We start from the raw sequence: 22,535 nt of genomic DNA, 5'->3' as shown, positions 1-22,535 counted from the left end.
ATTGGTTAAACTAACCTGTTGATATTTTTCTGAAACAGTCAGATGCTTGTCCTTCGGGAGGACTTTTGATGCATTCTGTTTCTGACTATTATTCAGCGATCCAACTTCGGGCGGATCGCTGGAGCGCACTTCGAGACGCAACCAGCGCGCTGACAGAGGAGAATTCCTCGAAGAGGCTGGAATCACTACGAAAGAAGACCGACGACCTCTTCAATTCACTTTCCCTGATCGAACCCTATTGGGCGTTTCCGGGTATGGCGGCGTTCGAGCATATGCGACGCCAGTTCGGCCACGGGAACTATGACGATCTCGCATTTTCCGTCGGGCGTGTGACTCGCGCCCTTGCAACCGGAGCCTACAGGCGGCGTCACATCCCGCTCGAACGCGACAGCATGGACAGCGAAGAGCATGATGACGAGTCGCAGCTGTCGCCAGAGGCCCGCGCGCTCAGCAAGCCATATTTCGAAGTTCTGATCGTCGACAATGTGAGCGAAGATCAGGAACGCTGGCTGCGCTCCAACATGGCACGTATGCGGCGTCCCGAAGATCAGTTTGCCTATCAGGCGCTTGTGGTGCCCAGCCTCGAAGATGCGTTGATCGCGGTTCTGTTCAACTACAATATTCAGGCCATTGTGGTCCGTCCGGGTTTGACATTGCGGTCCAAGATGGATCAGCCGATCCTGCACAAGTATCTGGACCGGGCCGGCGGGGTCGAGCAGTTTGATGAGATGCAGCCGGAGGCCTATGGCCCCGAACTGTGCCGCCTGATCGCACGGGCCCGACCCGAGTTGGATGCCTACCTGATCACCGAGAGATCCGTGGAAGATATCGCGGGGCTGGATCTGGGGATCTGTCGGCGGGTTTTCTACAATCAGGAGGACTTTCTCGAACTGCACCTCAATATCCTGCGTGGCGTGCAGTCGCGTTTCAAGACACCGTTTTTCACGGCGCTTGTCGAGTACTCCAAGCAGCCCACCGGCGTCTTTCACGCGATGCCGATCAGTCGCGGCAAATCAATCAGCCGCAGCCACTGGATTCAGGACATGGGCGCGTTCTATGGCCCCAACATCTTTCTCGCGGAAACCTCTGCGACATCCGGAGGGCTGGATTCTCTGCTGGAACCGCACGGGCCGATCAAGCGTGCGCAGGAACTCGCAAGCCGCGCGTTCGGATCGAAACAGACCTTCTTTGCGACCAACGGCACGTCGACCTGCAACAAGATCGTTGTTCAGGCGCTGGTCAGCCCGGGCGATATCGTGCTGGTCGACCGGGATTGCCATAAATCGCACCACTACGGCATGGTGCTCGCCGGTGCGCAGGTGGTCTATCTCGACAGCTATCCGCTCAACGAATACTCGATGTATGGAGCGGTGCCCCTCAGGGAGATCAAGCATCAACTCTTGGAACTCAAGGCGGCGGGCAAGCTTGATCGCGTGCGAATGCTGCTGCTGACCAACTGCACATTCGATGGCGTTGTCTATAACGTCGAACGCGTCATGGAAGAATGCCTGGCGATCAAGCCCGATCTGATCTTTCTCTGGGACGAAGCCTGGTTCGCGTTCGCGAGGTTCAACCCGACCTATCGCCAACGCACAGCGATGCACGCCGCCACCGAACTGCGTGCGCGCTTCAAGACCGACAAACATGTGGCTGCCTATGAAAAGCAGCAGGAAGAACTTGCCGATGCTGATGACGAAACGTTACTGAATACACGGTTGATACCGCCGCCGCATGCGCGGGTGCGGGCCTATGCAACGCAATCCACCCACAAGACGCTGACCTCTCTGCGTCAGGGTTCCATGATCCACGTCAACGATCAGGACTTCAAGGGCGAGGTGGAACAATCGTTTCACGAAGCCTACATGACCCATACGTCAACGTCGCCGAACTATCAGATTATCGCCAGTCTCGACGTTGGCCGCCGGCAGGTCGAACTGGAAGGGTTTGAATTCGTTCAGCGGCAGGTCGAGGCCGCGATGTCGATGCGCCGTTCGATCGCCACGCATCCGTTGCTCAAGAAGTACTTTCGGGTGCTGACTGCGGGCGACATGATCCCAGAAACCCATCGCGAGAGCGGCGTCACCAGCTATTTTGACGCCGAGCAGGGCTGGACCGATATGTGGGACTGCTGGCAGCATGACGAATTCGCGCTTGATCCCACCCGGGTGACTCTTGCCGTCGGCGGCACCGGATGGGATGGCGATACATTCAAGACCGAGATCCTGATGGATCGCTATGGTATCCAGATCAACAAGACGTCGCGCAACACCGTGTTGTTCATGACAAATATCGGCACGACCCGGTCCAGCGTCGCCTATCTGATCGAGGTGCTGGTTGAAATCGCAAAGGGATTGGACGACCTTCTGGATGACGCCAGCCGGATGGAAAAACTCGGCTTTGATCGTCGGGTCAAGAACCTGATGGAAGATCTGCCGCCATTGCCCGATTTCAGCCGCTTTCACGATGCATTCCGCACCGATCTCGGCACGTCGGAAGGCGATATTCGATCTGCCTTTTTCCTCAGCTACGAGGGCGATAATTGCGACTACATGGAATTGGACGGTTCCCTGAAGCAAGCGCTCGACAGCGGCAAGGAAGTCGTTTCAGCCGGTTTCATCATTCCCTATCCGCCGGGGTTTCCGATCCTGGTGCCCGGGCAGGTGGTCAGCAGCGAAATCCTCGCCTTCATGCGAGCCTTGGATGTAAACGAGATTCATGGATATCGGTCCGACCTCGGGTTGCGCGTGTTCACGCCGGAGGCACTTGAAAAGCATGCAGAACTAAATCTGAAAACTGCAGCAGAATAAGAACTGGGAGAAAGACATGGCTACCAAAGCATTGAAGAACATTTCCGAAATTCGACGGTTCTTTCACCGGAACGATGACCCGATCTATTTCATCTCGGCGACCAACTTCAATCTGCTCGGCATTGACGAGTGGGTGAAGAACTTCAAGTACATTTGCTACATTGACTGTTACGACGGCAAGCATCCCAACACATTCGTGCCCTCTGAACAGCCGCATGCCGAGTTCCAGAGCATCGAGGACATCAACAACTACCTGCTTCAGCACAAGGAAGTGATCGACTTTGTCAAACGGCGCGGCGGCAAGCCAAAGTTCGTGTTCCTGATGTTCGACGAAGAAACCGAGCGGTTGTCCAAGGAACTGGGCGCGGACGTCTGGTTCCCCAAGGCCAAGCTGCGCACCCAGATGGACAACAAGATCGAAACCGTGCGGATCGGCGACAAGGCCGGCGTTCCGTCGGTGCCGAACGTGCTGGCCGAGGTCAAATCCTATGAAGACCTGCGCAAGACCTGCGAAAAAGGCGGAATTGGTCACGACCTCGTTCTGCAATCGGCCTTTGGCGATTCCGGCCACACCACGTTCTTCATCAAGAGCGAGGCCGATTTCCGCCGCCACGAGCACGAGATCATTGGCGAAGGTGAAATCAAGATCATGAAGCGGATCGATTGCCGTGGTTCGGCGATCGAGGCCTGTGCCACAAAGGAAGGCACCATTGTCGGGCCGTTGATGACCGAACTGGTCGGTTTCAAGGAACTGACACCGTATCGCGGCGGCTGGTGTGGCAACGAAATCCTGTCCACCGCCTTTCCGCCCAAGGTCCGCAATCAGGCCCGTGACCTGACCTTCAAATTCGGTGAACAACTTCGCAAGGAAGGCTATCGCGGATATTTTGAACTGGATTTCCTGATCGACAAGAAAACCGGCGAGCTCTGGCTGGGCGAGTTGAACCCGCGAATCACCGGGGCGTCATCGATGACCAACCATGCAGCGTTTGCCCATGCGGATGCGCCGCTGTTCCTGTTCCACCTGCTGGAGTTTTCCCGCAAGAAGTTCGATCTGGATGTGGACGAGTTGAACGCCCGCTGGGCCGACCCGGACATGATCGACAGCTGGTCGCAAATGGTGATCAAACACACCGACGATAGTGTCGATATTTGCACCCAGGCGCCCGAGACCGGGATCTACAAGATGCTCGCCGATGGCCGTGTGGTGTTCGACCGGTTCGACTATCACCGCCGCGCCGTGGAGAGCGAGAACGAAGCGTTCTTCCTGCGCATCCTGCAGCCCGGCGATTATCGGTACGAGGGGGCTGATATCGGTATCCTCGTGACGCGAGAACGGTCGATGACCAAGGGTTTCAAGCTGAACGAACGGGCCAAACGCTGGATTCACGGGATCAAGCAATCGGTTTCGGCGAAACCCCTGTCCGTTGCTCAAGCCGAACCAGCGCTGAGTGATCCCGCCTTCAAGATCATGTAAGGGGTTCGCCATGCTCTGGCGCGCCATAAGCGAAGAGAACCCCGGTCCCTTATGGGCCGGGTTGTTTTCCGAGTACTGGCCCGATTACCGAAGATGGTGGTTGCGGGAGGGCGACAGCGTGCGCCCCACCTATATGGAAAGTCGACGCGCGCTGAAGCATCACATGCCGGAAATTGTCGAGCTCTACGACCAGCTCTGCGAACTGGCGGGCGGTGGCGATCAGGCATCGCGCTTTCTCAGTTTTTACTGCCCGCCGCCGTACCTGTCGGGATGTTCACAGGCAATCTGGACCGGCAAGGAGCCTGTTCTGATCCGCAACTATGACTACAACCCCAACGCCTTTGACAGCCTGATCCTCAAAACCAATTGGATGGGGCGTTCCGTCATGGGCATCAGTGACGGTCTCTGGGGGCTGGTGGATGGAACCAATGATGCTGGGCTTGCCCTGTCACTGACATTCGGAGGGCGACGCATCGTGGGGCAGGGGTTCGGGGTGCCGCTGATCCTGCGCTATGTGCTGCAAACCTGCAAGACCGCAGAAGAGGCGGGGGAAGCGCTGGCCCGCATTCCCACTCACATGAGCTATAACGTGACGGTGCTCGACAAGAAGCGGAACTATCTGACGGCGATGATGGCTCCGGACCGGCCTGCCGTCATCACCCATGCCGCCGTTGCGACCAATCATCAGGAAGCGGTGGAATGGGTCAGCCATGCACGGTTCACGGCAACCGTCGAACGCGAGCGCTATCTGTTGCAGCGGCTGACTCTGCACCGGGATCCGCAAGAGACCTTTATCAACGCATTTCTGAAACCGCCGCTCTATTCCATGGCGTTTTCGGTCGGATTCGGCACGCTCTATACGGCGGTCTACAGACCGCGCAAAAAGGAAATGGAAATCCGCTGGCCGGGTACGGTCTGGTCGCTGTCGATGAAAGATTTTCAGGACGGCAGCCGCGTCGTGCGCTTGCCGGGAAACGAAGCCGCAAACGTCACGCGGGAACTCTCATTCTAAAGTGTTTCGCGTTCGTCTTGCGTCATCCGGTATCACTTGACGCGTTGAAATCTATGATTTCAGGCCGCCCGCAGGCCGAGAATTTCACGCGCCTGCGCCGGGGTCGCGATCGGGCGTTCATGTTTCTCGCACAACTCGGCCGCCCGCGCGATCAAGGCGGCGTTTGACGGCGCCAGACGTTCGCGGTCAAGACGCATGTTGTCCTCGAGCCCCGCACGGGTATGGCCGCCGGCCGCGATGGCCCACTCGTTGACGACAAGCTGATTGGATCCGACACCTGCGGCGCACCATTCGGCATCCGGCGCGCGGCATTGCATGGTATGAACATAGAAATCAAACACTTCGCGATCGCATGGCATGGCGTTTTTGACACCCATCACGAACTGTACATAGAGGTTGCCAAACAGGACTCCCGCTTCGCTCAGCCGGATGGCGTGCAGAATGTGGCTCAGATCGAACGCCTCGACCTCGGGTGTAACCCGGTAGGTCCGCATCTCGCTGGCGAGCCAGTCAACCAGATCGGGCGGATTTTCGTAGACACGGGTGGGAAAGTTGTTGGATCCGACCGAGAGCGACGCCATGTCGGGTGCAAGAGGCAACATGCCGCCGCGCGACTTGCCCGCGCCGGATCGACCGCCGGTCGAGAACTGCACGATCACACCGGGACAGTGTTTCTCGAGCCCTTCCTTGAGCCTTGCGAATTTTTCCGGGTCCGATGACGGCGATTCATCATCGTTGCGCACGTGTGCATGGATGATGCTTGCCCCGGCTTCGAATGCCTCATGGCTGCTTTCGATCTGTTCCTGCACCGTGACGGGCAGGGCGGGATTGTTTGCCTTGGTCGGCACGCTGCCGGTAATGGCACAGCACAGGATACAGGGTTTGGACATGATAGACCTCAAACGTCAACAATGCGGTTTCACCTTCACTCCGAAGCCGGCTCTCGAAACAGTGTGGCATCTGCCGTGTCGACAAAGTTCAGGCAGTCATTCAGCCTGATAATCCCGCCCGACGCAACCATCGTCGGGGTGACAGGACGGCACTGAGGACTTTGTTGCCATGCTTGACCGGCGTTCGACGTCTTTCGCGATCACGGTTCAGATGCGACCGATACGGTGCGCACTCGGCATGAATGCCGGCGATACTGGACCGTCGTTGTGGCTTGTTGCCGTGACCTGGCGCGCTGGCACACCACAAGCGCGTCGGTGGTAACGGTGTCTGCGAGACAGCCAACCGGTTGGGTGCCTTTGGGTCAACTTGCGCCAAAGCCGATTTGCGCGGGATGGTGGCGACGCTAAACCACCGGAAGTGTCGTTTTCAGGATCGAAAGCCATTGCAATTCCGCTGCTTCCGAATACGCTGGCGCCACATTGAAGGAGGTGCGGTTGTTGTCCGCTCCCCCCGAAATAATAAAAACAGTACCGACCCAACAGGAGGAATATCGGAATATGGAACGACGCAAGTTTTTGAAGGGTGCCGCGATTGCCGGCACCGGTGCGGCCCTGGCGGCACCGGCCATCGCCCAAGGTGGCAAGACCATCACCATCGTATCGACTTGGCCCCGGGATTTCCCCGGTCTCGGTCTTTCGGCACAGCGACTGGCCGAGCGAATCAATGTGGTTTCCGGTGGCTCACTTCGGACCGAGTATTTCGCGGCCGGCGAGCGCGTTGGTGCGTTCGACGTCTTTGACGAAGTCGCCAGCGGCAACAGCCAGGCCTATATCGGCGCTGAATACTACTTTGGCGGCAAGCACCCGGGCTTCAATTATTTCACGTCCGTCCCGTTTGGCATGACCACACCGGAATGGAATGCGTGGATCAAATTCGCTGGTGGTCAGGAACTGTGGGATGAACTGGCGGGCGAGTTTGGTCTCAAGACCCTCACGTGCGGCGGCACCGGTGCGCAGGCCGGTGGCTGGTTTAACAAGGAAATCCTTTCACCCGATGATCTGAATGGTCTGAAAATGCGTATTCCCGGACTTGCGGGTGCCGTGATGACCAAGCTGGGCGTGTCTACCGTGTCGCTGCCGGGCGGTCAAATCTATGAAAACCTGGTGTCCGGCGCAATAGAAGCGACCGAATGGGTTGGTCCGTACAACGACTATTTCATGAAGTTCTACGAAGCCGCCAAATACTACTATACCGCCGGTATGCACGAGCCGGGTGGCGGACTGGGCTTTGGCATGAACAAATCCTGGTGGGAAAGCCTGTCTGACTACGAGCAGGCGGTGATTACAGCCTGCTGTAACGAAGAAATGGCGGCTCAGATCGAAGAAGCATCGGCCAAGAACGGCGAATATCTGGGCAAACTCGTGAACGAGCACGGCGTTGAAGTGCGCGCGTTCAACGAAGAGGTCTGGGACGCATTCGGCAGTGCAGCTGAAGAAGTGTTCGAGGAAACGCGCGATCATTCGCCGCTCGCGGCCAAGATCAACGATGCCTACCAGGCGTCGCTGCGCGAGATCGGTGGCTGGCGCGCCATCGCCGAGATCGAGTTCACCAAGCAACGCAACCGTATTCTGGACATTGGTTAAGTCCCGAACGGAGTGAAACAGGCAGGGGACAGTCATCAGGCTGCCCCCTGCCATTCAGCAGGTGCTCCGCTGACCCGGCGTGAGTCTGGCCCGACCTGAACCGGGCCGTATGATTGGGGAAATCGCAATGAACGCTACCTCAGAGGCAGAGATTCTGTCGCCCCGCGGTGCACCCGCGCCCTATGTGCGGTACTTCGGTTGGGCCACGTTGTTGGTCCTTTTCGCTTTCTTGGTCAACAATGTGCTTATCGTCTGGTACGACTATCCGACACTCATGTCCCTGGTCGACGGTACGGACACGCGTGCCTGGGTACTGGCCGCGACCTACCTGCTGGCGTTGGTGGGGGCGGGGCTTCTGGTTCACCGAACATCAACCCGGACGCTGCGGTATGACGCCAAGTTGATCAGCGATTTCAATGCCTACCTGATACGCGGCTGCTATTTTGCGGTCCTGTTCGTGGGGGTCGCGGATTTCACCATTGCCTTCTTGCGGGTTGAGGGGCTGCTGACAGCGCTGGTGTCGTCAGACATGTCCAAGGAGCTGACCCGGTCCCGGTTCATCGGCCCTTATGTTCACGTCCCGCTGATCCTTCTCGGGTTTGTGTTTGCGTTCTTTTCGCGGTCATTGGGCTTTATCTGGCTCGCGCTTCTGATCGTCGTCGCCGAACTTCTGATCGTCGTCTCGCGCTTTGTCTTTTCGTATGAACAGGCGCTGATGGGCGATCTTGTGCGCTATTGGTATGCGGCGCTGTTTCTGTTCGCCTCTGCATATACATTGCTGGAAGAGGGCCACGTGCGGGTCGATGTGCTCTATGCCGGTTTTGGCGCCCGCACCAAAGGACGGGTAAATTCGGTCGGGTGCATCTTCCTCGGCATCGTGACCGCGTGGACCATCATCCTCATTGGCCTAGGCTCCAAGCAGGCCATCATCAACGCACCAATCGCGAATTTCGAGGTGTCGCAGGTCGGCACCGCGGGCATGTTTGTCAAATACCAGATGGCGGCGTTTCTCGCGATCTTTGCTGTGACGATGCTGATCCAGTTTGTCAGCTACCTGTTCGAGGCTGTCGCCGACGCGCGCGACGAACCCGGCAAGCGCGAAGTCGCTGCCATTTCACACTGAGGCCGCACGCATGGAACTCCTTTTTCTATTCATCCTGATTGTCATCATGGCCTCGGCCCTGGCGTCGGGCTTCCCGGTTGCCTTTGCATTGCCGGGGTCGGCGATCATCACGATCGTTCTGGCGGCAAGCAGCGGGTATTTCTTTGCGGGCAGTCCCGACGCCTATTTTCACTCTGGCGGACCGTCGCAGTGGCTGACGGCGGGGGTGACCAACCTGCGAGGGGTCTATTGGGAAGTCGAACGGGACACGCTGATCGCGATTCCGCTGTTCATCTTCATGGGCATCATGCTGCAGCGATCCAAGATCGCCGAAGACCTCCTGGTGACCATGGCGCGGTTGTTCGGCCCCGTTCCCGGTGGTCTGGGTATCTCGGTCGTGTTTGTGGGTGCGTTGCTCGCGGCCACAACGGGGATCGTCGGCGCAACGGTGGTTGCAATGGGCATGATCTCATTGCCCGCGATGCTGCGTAACAACTATTCCCAGTCGCTCGCCACCGGCACAATTGCCGCCTCCGGTACTTTGGGGCAGATCATTCCACCGTCGATCGTGCTGATCATCCTTGCGGACCAGTTGGCCAGCGCTTCGGATCAGGCCAGCACCGCCCGCAAGGCGCTCTACAAGGAAGCAACCGGCGAGCTGAGCATGCCAAGCGTCTTTGACGTGGCCTCGACCAGCGCTGGTGAAATGTTCCTCGGGGCGTTCGTACCCGGCATCGTTCTGGTGCTGGTCTACATGATCTTTATCCTGATCTACGCGATCCTGCGGCCGAAATCCGCACCGGCCGTACCCTATGAAGGTGCCCGCGATATGGCGTTCTGGGTCAATGTCACCCTGACTCTCGTGCCGCCGCTTGCGCTCATTTTCCTGGTTCTGGGATCGATCATCACGGGCGTTGCCACGGTGAACCAGGCCGGTGCCATCGGCGCGGCGGGTGCAATCATCATGGCAGGCTACCGAATTACCGAACAGAACAAGCTGACCTACTATCCGGCTCTGCTGACGTTCCTCGCGCTTGGGATGATCGTGTTTGCGCTGTCCAGATACAACATGAACATCAAGGCCATTCTGGTTGTCGGCGGTGATATGACGGGGATCGTCATCGGCGTCACCGCCGTAATTTTCCTGATCATCGCGCTGGTCTGGAGCGGTATCCGCGTTCTCAAGGTCGACAACACGCTGCACGAAGTGATGACCGAAACCGCCAAGACCACGTCGCTGGTGTTTATCATCCTGCTGGGTGCCGCGATGCTGACGGCGGCGTTCCGTGCCTTTGGCGGCGAGGAACTGGTCCGTGATTTCCTCAATTCGCTTCCGGGTGGATTCTGGACGCAGTTCATCATCGTGATGGGCGTGATCTTTGTCCTCGGCTTCTTTCTCGACTTTATCGAGATCGCCGTGGTCGTCGTGCCAATTGTCGCCCCGATCCTGCTGGCAGATCCCGAGGCGAACATTACCGCAGTATGGCTGGGCGTGATGATCGGTCTGAATATCCAGACGTCGTTCCTGACGCCACCGTTCGGATTCGCGTTGTTCTATTTGCGAGGCGTTGCTCCGGCGATCGTCAAGACCGTGCAGATCTACAAGGGTGTCATTTCCTTTATCGGCCTGCAACTTCTCGCGCTTGCGATCGTTGGCTACTATCCGCAACTGGTCAACTATTTGCCGAACCGGATGAGCTTTCTGTCGGAAACATCGCCGCCTCCGCGAAATCCCCAGCTTCAGCAATGTCTTGAGGAATACGTGCTCGAACAGGTCCTGATCAATGGCGACGCGATCAACGGTGCGATTTCCAAGGCGCAGACGCTTGATGTGTCGGTCTTGCCCAAGAGCATGGCGTCCGATCTGAGCGGCGCCTTTGAGAGTGCGGACAAGGCTGTGAACCTTCTTGATGAGGTCACTGCAACCGAGGCCGCTGTCCAGGCCGCGTCTGATGAGTATCGACCGATCATGCGTATCGTTCGTAACCTTGAGAAAGACATGCGCAAACTGGATGTGAAAATCGAGGATCTGCAGAACTCCGCACGGTTCATGAATGAAGAAAGCGACGCACCACGGCGCGAAAGGATCAAAGAGCGCATTGCCGAACTGGAGGCCCAGAAAGACGTCATCGCTGCAGATATTCCGGAAAGCTGGGACGCGACGCACACGACCTTTGCGACGCTGACCAAGGCCGAAGATTCCGCCCGCAATCAATACCGGCGAGCCGCAGACGACGCGGTCGAACCGGCGATCGAGTTCCTGGCGGTCATGGATGCCAATGCTGAATTCGCAGCGCTTGAGGATGAGTTGAAAGGCTTGTCCGACACCGTGGCGAACGGCGCGCGTGCAGATGCGGAGGCTGCTATAGACGAGATTGGCAAATCGTTTGCCAAGATCGCTGGGTCGCGGGATGTGGCCTCGGCATTGTCCCAGTCACGCCGGGCGTTGCGTGATGGCAAGGAGGACCGGGCCAAGGCGGTGTCCGAATATGCCAAAGCCGTCTCGGCCTATGAGGAGCAGATGCGCTGGCGTGTCGCGGCAGAGAAGGACCTGCGCCCCGGTGTCGAAGCCTATATCGCCGCAATCTCCGAAAACGTTGGCGCACGCCAGCAACCCCGGTTCAGTCGCGATCAGGCCTTGTTCCTGGCGAAGTGCAACTCTGTACACCGGGACCTGTCGCTCAACTTCTGAGCGGCGGATCATCAGCGTTTCAACGGGCGGTCGTGGGAACAACGGCCGCCCGTTTCCTGTTTGAGAAGCTGCTTCGAGATCTGGCCAAGGACGACGTCTTTCTGAAGCGCCTCACCACAGGGCATGGTCCTAACGAAAAAAGCCGCTGCAATTTGCAACGGCCTTTCCCTGGTGCGTCTTTGTGTATTGTTAGGGGCGTCAGCCGCCCCAGGTGCGGACGACGCCGCAGTCCATATGGACGAAATTCGAGCGGGAATAGCGGCCGACACCCCCTGCGCTGCAGGCACTGGCGGCGCGCGCCATCTGGCTGACGGAGCGGGAGGAAAGCCGAAGATCGGCGGCCTGACCCTTCATATGCAACGAATTCTTGGCGACACCGCGAGATCTTCTGCGCAACATGGCATTGGTCTGGGGGCTGCGATAACCGGACAACAGCATGTAGGGCTCGTTGATGTCCATCAGGTTATGCGCTGCGGCCATGATGTCGATGGTCCGCAGGTCAATGCTCTTGGTTTGGTCGGTGCGCCAATCGCGCATGAAGTAGTTGACCTCTTTGACCGCGTCCTTGATGTACTGTCCGTCAATCCAATAGATCATGTCCAAACGTTCACCCGTGCGCCCGGAATACATCCGGATCCGGCGAATATCACCGCCGCCCCGAAGGAAACCTGCCGCTTTGGAAAGGGTTGGAGTCGCTGCTACTGCAGTTGCTGCAAATGCACCCAATAGGGCACGCCGGGTAAAACCCGATGAGTCGTTCTGTCTCATGTTCTGCGCCGTCCTGTACGCTTCTATTCCTGCCCGCGCGCGATGTTACGCCCGCATTCTCACATCGTTGTTACATCCATCCCCTGATGTGTCGTTTTCATGCCACATTATTGCCAACATTCCAAGCTGGGAATTGTGCAAGTTTTAGATATGCTGGATTTTCGGCGAATTTTTGCGCAACGAACAAAACGCGACTCCCGAGGGTTGGCTAGGCGATGCAGTCAGGCATCAGGGTAACATCGGGTTAGCCCTGACGACAAAGTTTGATGGACAAGCCCGTCTGCGTTCCTAATTCTTACAGAAGATGCGAACGATTTACATTGGTTACCGATTTCAAGGAACGCCCCATGACCGAATATTTGAAACTTCCCCAAGACTTCAGGCCGCTGGGTTTGATTGCTGCGGCGCTTGTCATGTGTTGGCTTTGGGTCACTCCTTCGATCGCCCAGGTGACAGCGTTCAAGCAGGCCGTTGCCGAAGCTGCGTCGACCGACTCTGACATTGCAGCGTTCTACCGTTCCAACGATTTCGAACCGCTGTGGACGGGCAAGTCCAGCGAACACCAGACCCGTCGCGTCGAATTGATACGGGCACTTTCGGCGGCCGATATCCATGGATTGTCACCCGCCCGCTACAATGTTGCGGCGCTGCTGCAGCAGATGGAAGCCGCGCGCACGACACGTGATCTGGGTCTGGTCGAGATTGAGCTCAGCAAGACGTTCCTGCAGTATGCGCGCGATGTGCAAAGCGGTACGCTGGTACCGTCGCGCATTGACAGCGGGCTTGTGCGGCAGGTGCCATATCGCGACCGGACCGCGCACATGACGAATTTCGCCAGGAGTTCGCCGCGTGAATTCCTGAAGGCGCTTCCTCCGCAATCCGCACAATATCGCGCGCTGATGAAGGAAAAATTGCGGCTTGAAGGGGTGATGGAAAACGGAGGGTGGGGCCCAACCGTGTCCGCTGGCAGTCTCAAGCCCGGACAAGGCGGTGCGCCGGTTGTCGCGTTGCGCAACCGATTGATTGCCATGGGCTACATGAGCCGCAGTGCCTCCCAGAGCTATGACACGCAAATCGAGAAAGCCGTCCGGCTGTTTCAACAGGCGCATGGTCTCACCGCAGACGGCGTCGCCGGCAAGGGGACGATGAGCGAAATCAACGTCTCGGTCCAGCAGCGGTTGAAATCCGTGATTGTTGCGATGGAGCGCGAACGCTGGATCAACATGGAGTTGGGCCCACGGCATGTGCTGGTCAACCAGACCGATTTTACCGCCAAGATCGTCGACAACGGCAAGGTCACGTTCCAGACACGTTCGGTGATCGGCAAGAATACCAGCGACCGGCGCAGCCCGGAATTCTCGGACGAAATGGAGTTCATGGTCGTGAACCCAAGCTGGTATGTCCCGCGTTCGATTGTCACCAAGGAATACCTGCCGAAACTCAGAAATAATCCGAATGCGGTTGGACATATCGAGATCACCGACAGCCGGGGGCGTCGCGTCAACCGTGCCAATGCCAATTTCAGCCAATATACCGCGCGGAATTTTCCCTATGCGATGCGCCAACCCCCGAGCAGTCGAAATGCGCTCGGTCTGGTCAAGTTCATGTTCCCAAACCGCTACAATATCTATCTGCACGACACCCCGTCCAAGAGCCTTTTTGACCGCGAGGTCCGGGCCTTTTCGCACGGTTGCATTCGACTGGCCGACCCGTTTGATTTCGCCTATGCGCTCCTCGCCAGACAATCCGACGATCCCAAGGGCAAATTTCAGCGCATTCTGAAATCGGGCCGTGAAACCAAGGTCATGCTGGACATGCCGGTGCCCGTGCACATCATCTATCGTACGGCTGTGATCGACCCCAAGGGCAAGGCCGAGTACCGCCGCGATGTCTATGGCCGCGACGCCAAGATCTGGAAGGCGCTCGAGAATGCGGGGGTGACTCTGGGCGCTGTTCAGGGGTAGTCAAGGACCCGGAGCCTTTAGCAACGGGGAGCAACAATGACTTTTACGATTGAACAGATTGCAACCGCGCTTGGCGCTGACGCGGTCGGTGATTTGTCCCTTGCCATCAAAGGCGCAGCGGAACCGGCAGATGCGAAGCCAGACGAGCTGGCGCTTGCCATGTCCCCAAAATACGGCGAAGCGCTGACGGCTGGGCGTGCGCGCGCTGCGATCCTCTGGGAAGGTGCCGCCTGGCAAGACATGGGTCTGGAGGCCGCGATTTTCACCGGGCGTCCGCGCATGACGATGTCCAGCCTAACGACGATGCTGGATCCCGGCCAGGGATTTGCGCCGGGTATACACCCGAGTGCGGTGATTGATCCGACCGCAGAATTGGCCGCAGACGTTTCGGTCGGCCCGTTTTGCGTCATTGCTGCAGGGGTACGAATTGGCCAGGGATCAACGATCGGCCCACATTGCACGATCGGAACCGACGCCCGGCTTGGTGCACAGGCCTATCTGCGCGAAATGGTCAGCATCGGTGCGCGGGTTCAGATCGGGGACCGGTTCATCGCGCAGCCCGGGGCGCGGATTGGTGCCGATGGCTTCTCTTTCGTCACGCCAGAGGTGAGCGGTGCCGAGAACGTGCGCAAGACGCTGGGCGATCAGGGGGATGCCAAGGCGCAAAGCTGGGTCCGGATCCATTCGCTTGGATCGGTGGAAATCGGCGATGATGTCGAATGCGGCGCCAATTGTACGGTCGACAACGGCACTATTCGGAACACCGGGATCGGTAGTGGGACCAAACTCGACAACCTGGTCCATGTTGGCCACAACACCCGCGTCGGAACCGATTGCCTGCTCTGTGGCCAGGCCGGGATCTCGGGCTCGGTCGATATTGGCAACAATGTGATCCTTGGCGGTCAGGTCGGTGTGGTCGACAACATCTTTATCGGCGATAATGTGATCGCAGCGGGCGGCACCAAGATCCTGTCAAATGTGCCGGCCGGACGCGTGCTGATGGGATATCCGGCGGTCAAGATGGAGACCCATACCGAGATGTACAAAGCGCAGCGCAGGCTTCCTCGTTTGGTGCGTGACGTCGCAGCGTTACAAAAGGCTGTTTTCAAAACAGGGGCGAAAGACTAGATCAGCGCCAGAAGCACAGCTTGGGACCCACCTATGAGCATCAAAGAGAAGGTCATTGCGATCATCGCGGAACAGGCCGTTCTTGAAACGTCTGACGTGGCGATGGACAGCACACTTGAGAGTCTCGGTATCGACAGCCTTGGCCTGGTGGAAAGTATCTTTTCCATCGAGGAAGAGTTCGACATCACGATACCCTTCAACGCCAACGAACCGACTGACAGCGATTTCGATATTTCCAGCGTCGCCGCCATCGTCGCCGGAATTGAAAAGCTCGTGGCGGAAAAGGTATAGGGCAGGGCGGTGTCGCAATGAACCGGGTCGTCATCACCGGCGCTGGCACGATCAACGCGCTTGGGCATTCCGTTGCTGACACCATGGCGGCAATGCGCGAAGGGCGCTGTGGGATCGGCGAGTTGGACTTCCGCGACGTGGATCGGCTGTCCATTCGCATCGGTGGTCAGGTGCGCGGGTTCGAGGCCGAGCGGCGCTTCAACCGCCAGCAGATGTCGCTCTACGACCGCTATACACAATTCACGCTGACCGCGGCCAAGGAGGCGATCAGCCAGTCCGGGCTCGAGTTCCACGGCGATCTATCGGCACGATCCGGGGTCGTACTGGGGACGGCCGGTGGTGGTGTGTCAACATGGGACGACAACTATCGCAGCGTCTATGAAGACGGCAAGAACCGGGTGCATCCGTTTGTCGTGCCCAAGCTGATGAACAACGCCGCGGCCAGCCATGTCAGCATGCAATACAATCTCAAGGGGCCGTCCTTTACGGTCTCCACGGCCTGCGCCAGTTCCAATCACGCGATGTCACAGGCCTTTGCCATGGTCCGCAGCGGCATGGCCCCGGCGATGATCACCGGCGGCTCTGAATCCATGCTCTGCTTTGGCGGGGTCAAGGCTTGGGAAGGCTTGCGGGTCATGTCGCGGGACGCCTGCCGCCCGTTCAGCCTCGGCCGCAATGGGATGGTGCAGGGCGAAGGTGCGGGTGTGTTCGTCTTTGAAGACTACGAACATGCGCGTGCGCGCGGCGCCGACGTTCTCGCCGAGGTCGCCGGGTTTGCGATGACGTCGGATGCCTCGGATATCGTGATGCCGTCCAAACAGGGCGCGGCCCGCGCAATGGCAGGCGCGCTGAGCGATGCGCGCGTCGCGCCGTCAGAGGTCGGTTACATCAATGCCCACGGCACCGGCACGGCGGCCAATGACAAGACCGAATGCGCGGCGGTTGCCGATGTGTTCGGGCCGCATGCCGACAATCTGATGATCAGTTCCACCAAATCCATGCACGGGCATCTGATCGGTGGTACGGGTGCGGTGGAACTGTTGGCCTGTATCATGGCGCTGCGCGATGGCGTTGTCGCACCGACCATTGGCTATGAAGAGGCCGATCCCGAATGCGCGCTTGACGTGGTGCCCAATGTCGCACGCGATGCAAAGGTCGAGGTCGCGGTTTCGAACGCCTTTGCGTTTGGCGGGATGAATGCAGTTCTGGTGTTGCGCAGGGTCTGACGAAAAACGCCGGACCAATTGGCCCGGCGTCTGGAGTTGAATTGTAGTCGGCCGTTACTGCTTGACGACATCCACGGCGTCAAAGCCCGCCGTAAAGCCCTTGAGCGATAGCGTCAGCGTGACCACCTGATCCGGTGCCGGGGCAGGAACCAGTGACACGGTCGCCTTGTTGCCCTTCTTGAACGTATCGATGTCTTCCTGCGTCAGCCCGATTTGCGCGGCACAGCCGATAGGGCTGCAATAGGTATAGTTGTAGCGTTTGCCCGGGGCGTCATCGACCGCGATGGTCAGCTGCGCAGGCAGCAGTGTTTCCAGTGGCACCAAGATGGTCGCACCAGCGGCAGCCTGGCCGCCGTTTTCAATACGGAACAGCGAGATTTCGGCAACCGGGTTGCCTGTGTCATCCCGCATGACCTGAAGGAGAGAACAGGGATCGGTTTCCGCTTCGGTGCGGATGCAGGCCAAATCCCAATCACCGATCTTCTCCTTGGAATATCGCTCGCCCAGTTTGGGGCCTTCGGTCACGGCCTGGCCCAGATCCAGTTGCGGGCTGGTGACCGGCGCGGCGTCTTCGGTCGCCGTGGTGTCATCGGTGGTCTCGGTTTCCTGTGCAAGCGCCGGAAACGTCATGGCCGCAAGCGCCAGGGCCGCGATTGGGGAAAGGTGTTTGAACATGTGCCTGTCTCGTTTGTTTATGTTTACACTGAGCATCCTGCACGCCATCGGCGATTCCATTGCGCACAGTCCGCAATTGCGCAGGCTTTATCATGGCAGTGCACCAGTGTCAGGCGGATATTGGTCCAGTTGCTGTACTGTTGGTTACTTTCCGCCCGTAAAACGCGGCGCGATCGACGGGCAAAGCACAACGAGAAAAGGGGGCCGTAAAGCCCCCTTTAAGTATAGATTGTCTCCCCGTCGGACTGGCCGACTTATTTATGGCGCGAGGTTACGAAAGGCCTGCCCATCGGTCAACAGCTATGCCGAGAAAAAGGCGTGAAATCTGACACTTTCACCCGAGAAACAGGTTTGAGCGCAAAAAAGGCCGTACCCGAAGGCACGGCCAGTCTAACAGGGAGGAAGTGCTCGCCGGGCCAAGCGGCCCTTGGTGGCGAGCGAATTTACTATGGCAGCCAAAAGTTAAGTTAGTATGGTCGGTGCGACAGGCGTGATAAGTCAGGGGGCAGGCGGGTATGGATGACAATGTGTTTATCGGTGGTGGAGGCGTGGATTACGCCAGCCCGCAGGGATTGAGCCTGAAATATGCGAACCGGCATGGTCTGGTCGCCGGCGCAACCGGGACCGGCAAATCCGTCACGCTGCAGATCATTGCCGAGGGGTTCAGCGATGCTGGTGTTCCTGTCTTTCTCTCTGATGTCAAAGGCGACCTGTCGGGGCTGGCCAAACCAGGACGGGTAGAACACAAGCTGCACGACGCCTTTACCGCCCGCGCGGCAAAAATCGGTTTCACCAGCTATGGATATCGGGCCTATCCAGTGACATTCTGGGACCTTTTCGGAGACCAGGGCCATCCGGTGCGGACAACGGTTGCCGAAATGGGGCCGCTGCTGCTGGCCCGGTTGCTCGAATTGTCCGAGGCGCAGGAAGGCATTCTCAACATCGCGTTCCGCCTGTCGGACGAAGAGGGGCTGCCGCTGCTTGATCTCAAGGATCTGCAATCGTTGCTGGTCTGGATCGGCGAAAACCGCGATACGCTGTCCCTGCGCTATGGCAATGTTTCGACCGCGTCGATCGGTGCCATTCAGCGCCGGTTGCTCGTACTCGAAAATCAGGGTGGCGATAAGCTCTTTGGCGAACCGGCCCTGGAGCTGGCCGACATGATGCGTACAGATGCCGACGGAAGGGGCATGGTCAACATCCTGGCGGCGGACAAGCTGATGGGCGCACCGGGGTTGTATGCGACATTCCTGCTATGGCTGCTCAGCGAATTGTTCGAAGAGCTTCCCGAGGTCGGCGACCCGGACAAACCCAAACTGGTCTTCTTCTTTGACGAGGCGCATCTCCTCTTTGACGACGCACCCAAGGCGCTGGTCGACAAGGTCGAGCAGGTGGCCCGGCTGATCCGTTCCAAAGGGGTCGGGGTCTATTTCATCACCCAGAACCCTGCTGACGTGCCAGAGGACATTCTGGGCCAGTTGGGCAACCGCATCCAGCACGCCCTGCGCGCCTTCACCGCCAAGGACCGCAAGAACCTCAAGCTGGCGGCTGAGACCTATCGCGAGAACCCGCGCTTTTCGACCGGAGAGGCAATCCGCGAAGTCGGCGTGGGCGAGGCGGTGACCTCGATGCTGCAGGACAAGGGCGTCCCCGGAATCGTCGAACGAACGCTGATCCGCCCACCATCGTCTCAGCTTGGCCCGATCACGCCCAAAGAGCGAAAGGCACATCTGGCGACATCTGACATGGCAGGCAAATACGACACCACACTTGACCGCAAGTCGGCTTACGAAATTCTAAGCCAACGGGCCGAGAAGGCGGCAGCCGAGGCCGCGAAATCCGAGGAAAAGGCCGAAGAGATGGAACCGATGTTCCGCGAATTCAATGCCGGACGCCGATATTCCGGCACGCGCGTCAGCCGCTCGACCTCGCGCAAGACCACAAAGAGCGGCGGCGGATTTGCCGAGGCCCTGACCAAGAACGTCATGAAAGAACTCTCAGGCACCACTGGCCGACGGATCGTACGCGGTATCCTCGGCGGTTTGTTCAAAGGACGCTAGGACAGCGCCTATTCCCGGAAACGAAGACATGGGCGCGGTCGCCGAAGGTGAAGTCGCCTCAGCTATTCTTGCGCCGTTCGCCCTCTGCCCGGCACACGGCATCCCCTTGCTGAACAGACATTGAATTTGGCCTGTCGATCGCACGATCCCAGAGCACCCGTTCCGGCGTATAGAGCTGGCAGGTGACGACGCCTTGTGCCGTTTTCACCTGTACGGGTGTGGTTTCGTAATCGGCAGGAGAGGGGGCGCAGCCTGCGACAGCAAGAGCCGAGAGGATCACGGCGGCGGGTACATAGGGAACTTTCATCTAGGAATCCTTACTCATTCAAGACAGCTAACGGCTTGTCTCCATTCACTACCGCGAAACGGGCCTCCGCGGCACGGGGAATTTAGCGCAGCGGAGACACCGAATTGTTAACATCAGAAGATCCACAAGCTTACACCGTCGACTCTTACTTTTCGGGGATCAATCCCCGTGGACTGAATCGCAAGACCAGGATCAGAACCAGCCCCATGGTCAGCAATCGCATATGCGCTGCGCTGTCCAGCAGGTGCGATTTCAACGGACCATCCGACATCCCCGATGTCAGAACGTCCAACAGGAAAATCCCGATCGGTTCGACCTGAACCCAGAGGAACCAGATCAGCATCGCTCCCAGAACCGAGCCGAAATTGTTGCCGGATCCGCCCACGATCACCATCACCCAGACCAGGAACGTGAACCGCAGCGGCTGATAGGTGCCCGGCGTCAGTTGCCCGTCCATGGTCGTCATCATCGCCCCGGCGATCCCGCACACGGCACTTCCCAGAACAAAGACCTGCAGGTGGCGACGGGTCACATCCTTGCCCATTGCTTCGGCTGCAACCTCGTTGTCGCGAATCGCACGCATCATCCGGCCCCAGGGACTCTTGAGCGCCTTTTGCGCCATCCAAAGCAGCACCAGCAAGACGATCAGGAACAGCAGCGCATAGCCCAACTTGACATACAGGGTAGAGGCGGTGACGGGGTCGAGACCGAACCCGGCGGCACGCTCGACAAAGCCCGGATCATTCTGCAGATCGATTTCGTACGGAACCGGGCGGGGAATGCCGACCACGTTCTTGACCCCGCGCGACAACCAGTCTTCGTTCTTGAGTATTGCGATGATGATCTCGGCAATCCCCAAGGTTGCAATCGCCAGGTAATCCGACCGCAGCCCCAACGCCGTCTTGCCGATCAGCCACGCGGCCCCCGCCGCGAGCAGCCCGCCAAAGGGCCAGGCCAGGATAACCGGCAATCCAAGCCCGCCCAGATACCCCGTGATCGCCGGCTCCACCTTTTCGACGGCTTCGACCGACGGATCAAGAACCGCGCGATACAGGAAAAACCCACCCAGCAGCAGTGCGATCAACGTGATGTTGCGCGCCGCGCCCGGCTGCATGCGCTTCAGCAGGAAAACGGCGGCCACAACCGTCAGCGCACCCAGAACAAGGCCTGCTATGACGCCGGCACCACCAGCGGCCCAGGCCGCGGGCGTCGGGGGCATGGAGACCAGAACAGCGGCCAGCCCACCGAGCGCGACAAAGCCCATGACGCCGATATTGAAGAGCCCAGCGAACCCCCATTGCAGGTTCACGCCAAGTGCCATGACGGCCGAGATAAGCCCCATGTTCAGGATCAACAGCGCCGCGTTCCAGCTCTGCATGAAGCCGGTCAGCAGGATCAACCCGCCGACAATCGCAAAGAGCCCGGTGTTCTTCACTGCCTCGCTCATAGCGCTTTCCCCCTGAAAATACCGGTTGGACGGAACAGCAGCACGATCAACAGGATCACAAAGGACACCGCGAACTTGTAATCCGTACTCAACAACTGCACGAGCCCAGAGGGTTCCAGCGATTCCGGCATCAGATAGATGAGGATTTTTTTCCAAGCATAGGTGATCGTGACCTCGGAAAAGGCGATGATGAACCCGCCGGCAATTGCGCCCAGCGGACTGCCCAGCCCTCCGACGATCGCACTGGCAAAGATCGGTAGCAGAAGTTGGAAATAGGTGAAAGGTTTGAACGACTTGTCCAAACCATACAACACTCCCGCCACCGTCGCGAGGGCCGCGACGATGAACCAGGTGTACATCACCACCCGCTCCGGATTGATTCCCGAAAGCAACGCCAGGTCTTCATTGTCGGAATAGGCCCGCATGGATTTCCCCGTGCGGGTCCGGCTCAGGAACCAGAACAGCAATGCCACAACGACAATCGCCGTGATGACCGTGATCCCCTGACTTGTCTTGATCGCAAGCCCTTCATCCAGCCCTGTCATCTGTTTGAAATCGCGCGCCGAGATAATGAACCGGGCTCCGTCCGAGAAGTTTTGGTCATCTGGCCCGATAATGAACCTGACGAGACCGTTCATGATGAACATGACACCCATCGACACGATCACGAGAATGACCGGCTTGGCTTTTTGTTCACGATAGAATTGGTAGACCATCTTGTCGGTTGCCAGGACCAGCAGCGCACAACCCAAGATGCCAAAGGGCAGGGCAAGCAGGGCGGTCGGCAATGGACCAAGGCTGATGCCAATCGATTGCATCCACCAGGTCACAAGAATGGTCACCATCGCCCCGAACGCCATGGTATCGCCATGGGCAAAATTCGAGAACCGAAGGATCCCGTAGATCAGCGTGACTCCCAAAGCCCCAAGCGCCAGCTGGCTGCCATAGGACATTGCGGGGATCAACACATAATTCGCGAGGGCGACGATGGCATTGAGAAAATCCATCACGGCATGCCCTCATCCCTGCGCGGATACAAATCGTC

The 22,535-nt window shown here is 58.5% G+C and carries 17 protein-coding genes; 11 read left to right on the top strand and 6 right to left on the bottom strand.

The features are described from left to right. Positions 1 to 68: 68 nt before the first annotated feature. Genes QO231_RS05440 through QO231_RS05430 form a run of 3 tightly spaced genes read left to right on the top strand, consistent with a single transcriptional unit; the run spans position 69 to position 5,296 of the window. The gene (locus QO231_RS05440) at positions 69 to 2,807 is read left to right on the top strand and encodes an aminotransferase class I/II-fold pyridoxal phosphate-dependent enzyme (RefSeq protein ID WP_316774074.1); all 2,739 of its coding nucleotides are present in this window, start codon (positions 69 to 71) and stop codon (positions 2,805 to 2,807) included. Positions 2,808 to 2,823: 16 nt separating this feature from the next. Further along, positions 2,824 to 4,284 (top strand): biotin carboxylase, encoded by a 1,461-nt coding sequence (locus tag QO231_RS05435; RefSeq protein ID WP_316774072.1) that lies wholly within the window; start codon positions 2,824 to 2,826, stop codon positions 4,282 to 4,284. 10 nt (positions 4,285 to 4,294) lie between these two features. Next, positions 4,295 to 5,296 carry a C45 family peptidase gene (locus tag QO231_RS05430; protein ID WP_316774070.1) on the top strand — a complete coding sequence of 334 codons (1,002 nt, stop codon included), beginning with the start codon at positions 4,295 to 4,297 and terminating at the stop codon, positions 5,294 to 5,296. A 59-nt stretch (positions 5,297 to 5,355) separates the two neighbouring features. Here the strand turns inward: QO231_RS05430 and QO231_RS05425 are convergent, their stop codons facing one another. Next, positions 5,356 to 6,186 carry a BKACE family enzyme gene (locus QO231_RS05425; protein WP_316774068.1) on the bottom strand — a complete coding sequence of 277 codons (831 nt, stop codon included), beginning with the start codon at positions 6,184 to 6,186 and terminating at the stop codon, positions 5,356 to 5,358. 558 nt (positions 6,187 to 6,744) lie between these two features. Here QO231_RS05425 and QO231_RS05420 point away from each other — a divergent pair. The 3 genes from QO231_RS05420 (at position 6,745) to QO231_RS05410 (ending at position 11,624) form a co-directional block, all read left to right on the top strand. Next, positions 6,745 to 7,830, top strand: a complete 1,086-nt coding sequence (locus tag QO231_RS05420; protein ID WP_316774066.1) for a TRAP transporter substrate-binding protein — start codon at positions 6,745 to 6,747, stop codon at positions 7,828 to 7,830. A 127-nt stretch (positions 7,831 to 7,957) separates the two neighbouring features. Then, positions 7,958 to 8,953, top strand: a complete 996-nt coding sequence (locus QO231_RS05415) for a TRAP transporter small permease subunit (RefSeq protein WP_316774064.1) — start codon at positions 7,958 to 7,960, stop codon at positions 8,951 to 8,953. 10 nt (positions 8,954 to 8,963) lie between these two features. Beyond that, positions 8,964 to 11,624, top strand: a complete 2,661-nt coding sequence (locus tag QO231_RS05410) for a TRAP transporter large permease subunit (RefSeq protein ID WP_316774062.1) — start codon at positions 8,964 to 8,966, stop codon at positions 11,622 to 11,624. Positions 11,625 to 11,822: 198 nt separating this feature from the next. Here the strand turns inward: QO231_RS05410 and QO231_RS05405 are convergent, their stop codons facing one another. Further along, positions 11,823 to 12,392: a YcbK family protein gene (locus QO231_RS05405; protein ID WP_316774060.1), complete on the bottom strand. Its 570-nt coding sequence runs from the start codon at positions 12,390 to 12,392 to the stop codon at positions 11,823 to 11,825. A gap of 413 nt (positions 12,393 to 12,805) precedes the next feature. Between QO231_RS05405 and QO231_RS05400 the strand changes: the two genes are divergently transcribed. The 4 genes from QO231_RS05400 to QO231_RS05385 are packed head-to-tail and all read left to right on the top strand — an operon-like array spanning position 12,806 to position 17,001. Next, complete coding sequence (locus QO231_RS05400; RefSeq protein ID WP_316774567.1) at positions 12,806 to 14,356, top strand: L,D-transpeptidase family protein; 1,551 nt, start codon at positions 12,806 to 12,808, stop codon at positions 14,354 to 14,356. Between the two features lie 36 nt (positions 14,357 to 14,392). Then, entirely contained in the window at positions 14,393 to 15,484 is a 1,092-nt protein-coding gene (gene lpxD, locus QO231_RS05395; RefSeq protein ID WP_316774059.1) for a UDP-3-O-(3-hydroxymyristoyl)glucosamine N-acyltransferase, read from the top strand. Positions 15,485 to 15,517: 33 nt separating this feature from the next. Continuing rightward, positions 15,518 to 15,775, top strand: a complete 258-nt coding sequence (locus QO231_RS05390) for an acyl carrier protein (protein ID WP_316774057.1) — start codon at positions 15,518 to 15,520, stop codon at positions 15,773 to 15,775. Between the two features lie 17 nt (positions 15,776 to 15,792). Beyond that, the gene (locus tag QO231_RS05385; RefSeq protein ID WP_316774055.1) at positions 15,793 to 17,001 is read left to right on the top strand and encodes a beta-ketoacyl-[acyl-carrier-protein] synthase family protein; all 1,209 of its coding nucleotides are present in this window, start codon (positions 15,793 to 15,795) and stop codon (positions 16,999 to 17,001) included. A 54-nt stretch (positions 17,002 to 17,055) separates the two neighbouring features. Here QO231_RS05385 and QO231_RS05380 read toward each other — a convergent pair whose 3' ends face one another. Then, positions 17,056 to 17,676, bottom strand: coding sequence for an invasion associated locus B family protein (locus QO231_RS05380; RefSeq protein ID WP_316774053.1), 621 nt, complete (start codon positions 17,674 to 17,676; stop codon positions 17,056 to 17,058). Between the two features lie 515 nt (positions 17,677 to 18,191). Here QO231_RS05380 and QO231_RS05375 point away from each other — a divergent pair. After that, positions 18,192 to 19,736, top strand: a complete 1,545-nt coding sequence (locus tag QO231_RS05375) for a helicase HerA-like domain-containing protein (protein ID WP_316774051.1) — start codon at positions 18,192 to 18,194, stop codon at positions 19,734 to 19,736. A gap of 58 nt (positions 19,737 to 19,794) precedes the next feature. Here the strand turns inward: QO231_RS05375 and QO231_RS05370 are convergent, their stop codons facing one another. The 3 genes from QO231_RS05370 to QO231_RS05360 all read right to left on the bottom strand — a co-directional run bounded on the left by QO231_RS05370 (position 19,795) and on the right by QO231_RS05360 (position 22,497). After that, entirely contained in the window at positions 19,795 to 20,043 is a 249-nt protein-coding gene (locus QO231_RS05370) for a hypothetical protein (RefSeq protein WP_316774049.1), read from the bottom strand. A 145-nt stretch (positions 20,044 to 20,188) separates the two neighbouring features. Beyond that, complete coding sequence (locus QO231_RS05365) at positions 20,189 to 21,490, bottom strand: branched-chain amino acid ABC transporter permease (protein ID WP_316774047.1); 1,302 nt, start codon at positions 21,488 to 21,490, stop codon at positions 20,189 to 20,191. After that, on the bottom strand, positions 21,487 to 22,497 hold the full coding sequence (locus tag QO231_RS05360; protein ID WP_316774045.1) for a branched-chain amino acid ABC transporter permease: 1,011 nt from the start codon (positions 22,495 to 22,497) through the stop codon (positions 21,487 to 21,489). The genes QO231_RS05365 and QO231_RS05360 overlap by 4 nt, the downstream gene beginning before the upstream one ends. Positions 22,498 to 22,535: the final 38 nt, after the last annotated feature.

Source organism: Sedimentitalea todarodis, assembly GCF_032595355.1.
GTDB lineage: Bacteria > Pseudomonadota > Alphaproteobacteria > Rhodobacterales > Rhodobacteraceae > Sedimentitalea > Sedimentitalea todarodis.
The sequence above is the reverse complement of the archived record's forward strand: the minus strand, read 5'-3'. Positions and strand labels throughout refer to the sequence as shown.

Coding starts and splice junctions, on each gene's coding strand:
- QO231_RS05405 (WP_316774060.1), bottom strand. CDS start 12,392: ATGAGACAGAACGACTCATCGGGTTTTACCCGGCGTGCCCTATTGGGT.
- QO231_RS05365 (WP_316774047.1), bottom strand. CDS start 21,490: ATGAGCGAGGCAGTGAAGAACACCGGGCTCTTTGCGATTGTCGGCGGG.
- QO231_RS05430 (WP_316774070.1), top strand. CDS start 4,295: ATGCTCTGGCGCGCCATAAGCGAAGAGAACCCCGGTCCCTTATGGGCC.
- QO231_RS05360 (WP_316774045.1), bottom strand. CDS start 22,497: ATGGATTTTCTCAATGCCATCGTCGCCCTCGCGAATTATGTGTTGATC.
- QO231_RS05420 (WP_316774066.1), top strand. CDS start 6,745: ATGGAACGACGCAAGTTTTTGAAGGGTGCCGCGATTGCCGGCACCGGT.
- QO231_RS05410 (WP_316774062.1), top strand. CDS start 8,964: ATGGAACTCCTTTTTCTATTCATCCTGATTGTCATCATGGCCTCGGCC.
- QO231_RS05380 (WP_316774053.1), bottom strand. CDS start 17,676: ATGTTCAAACACCTTTCCCCAATCGCGGCCCTGGCGCTTGCGGCCATG.
- QO231_RS05390 (WP_316774057.1), top strand. CDS start 15,518: ATGAGCATCAAAGAGAAGGTCATTGCGATCATCGCGGAACAGGCCGTT.
- lpxD (WP_316774059.1), top strand. CDS start 14,393: ATGACTTTTACGATTGAACAGATTGCAACCGCGCTTGGCGCTGACGCG.
- QO231_RS05435 (WP_316774072.1), top strand. CDS start 2,824: ATGGCTACCAAAGCATTGAAGAACATTTCCGAAATTCGACGGTTCTTT.
- QO231_RS05400 (WP_316774567.1), top strand. CDS start 12,806: ATGTGTTGGCTTTGGGTCACTCCTTCGATCGCCCAGGTGACAGCGTTC.
- QO231_RS05370 (WP_316774049.1), bottom strand. CDS start 20,043: ATGAAAGTTCCCTATGTACCCGCCGCCGTGATCCTCTCGGCTCTTGCT.
- QO231_RS05375 (WP_316774051.1), top strand. CDS start 18,192: ATGGATGACAATGTGTTTATCGGTGGTGGAGGCGTGGATTACGCCAGC.
- QO231_RS05385 (WP_316774055.1), top strand. CDS start 15,793: ATGAACCGGGTCGTCATCACCGGCGCTGGCACGATCAACGCGCTTGGG.
- QO231_RS05415 (WP_316774064.1), top strand. CDS start 7,958: ATGAACGCTACCTCAGAGGCAGAGATTCTGTCGCCCCGCGGTGCACCC.
- QO231_RS05440 (WP_316774074.1), top strand. CDS start 69: ATGCATTCTGTTTCTGACTATTATTCAGCGATCCAACTTCGGGCGGAT.
- QO231_RS05425 (WP_316774068.1), bottom strand. CDS start 6,186: ATGTCCAAACCCTGTATCCTGTGCTGTGCCATTACCGGCAGCGTGCCG.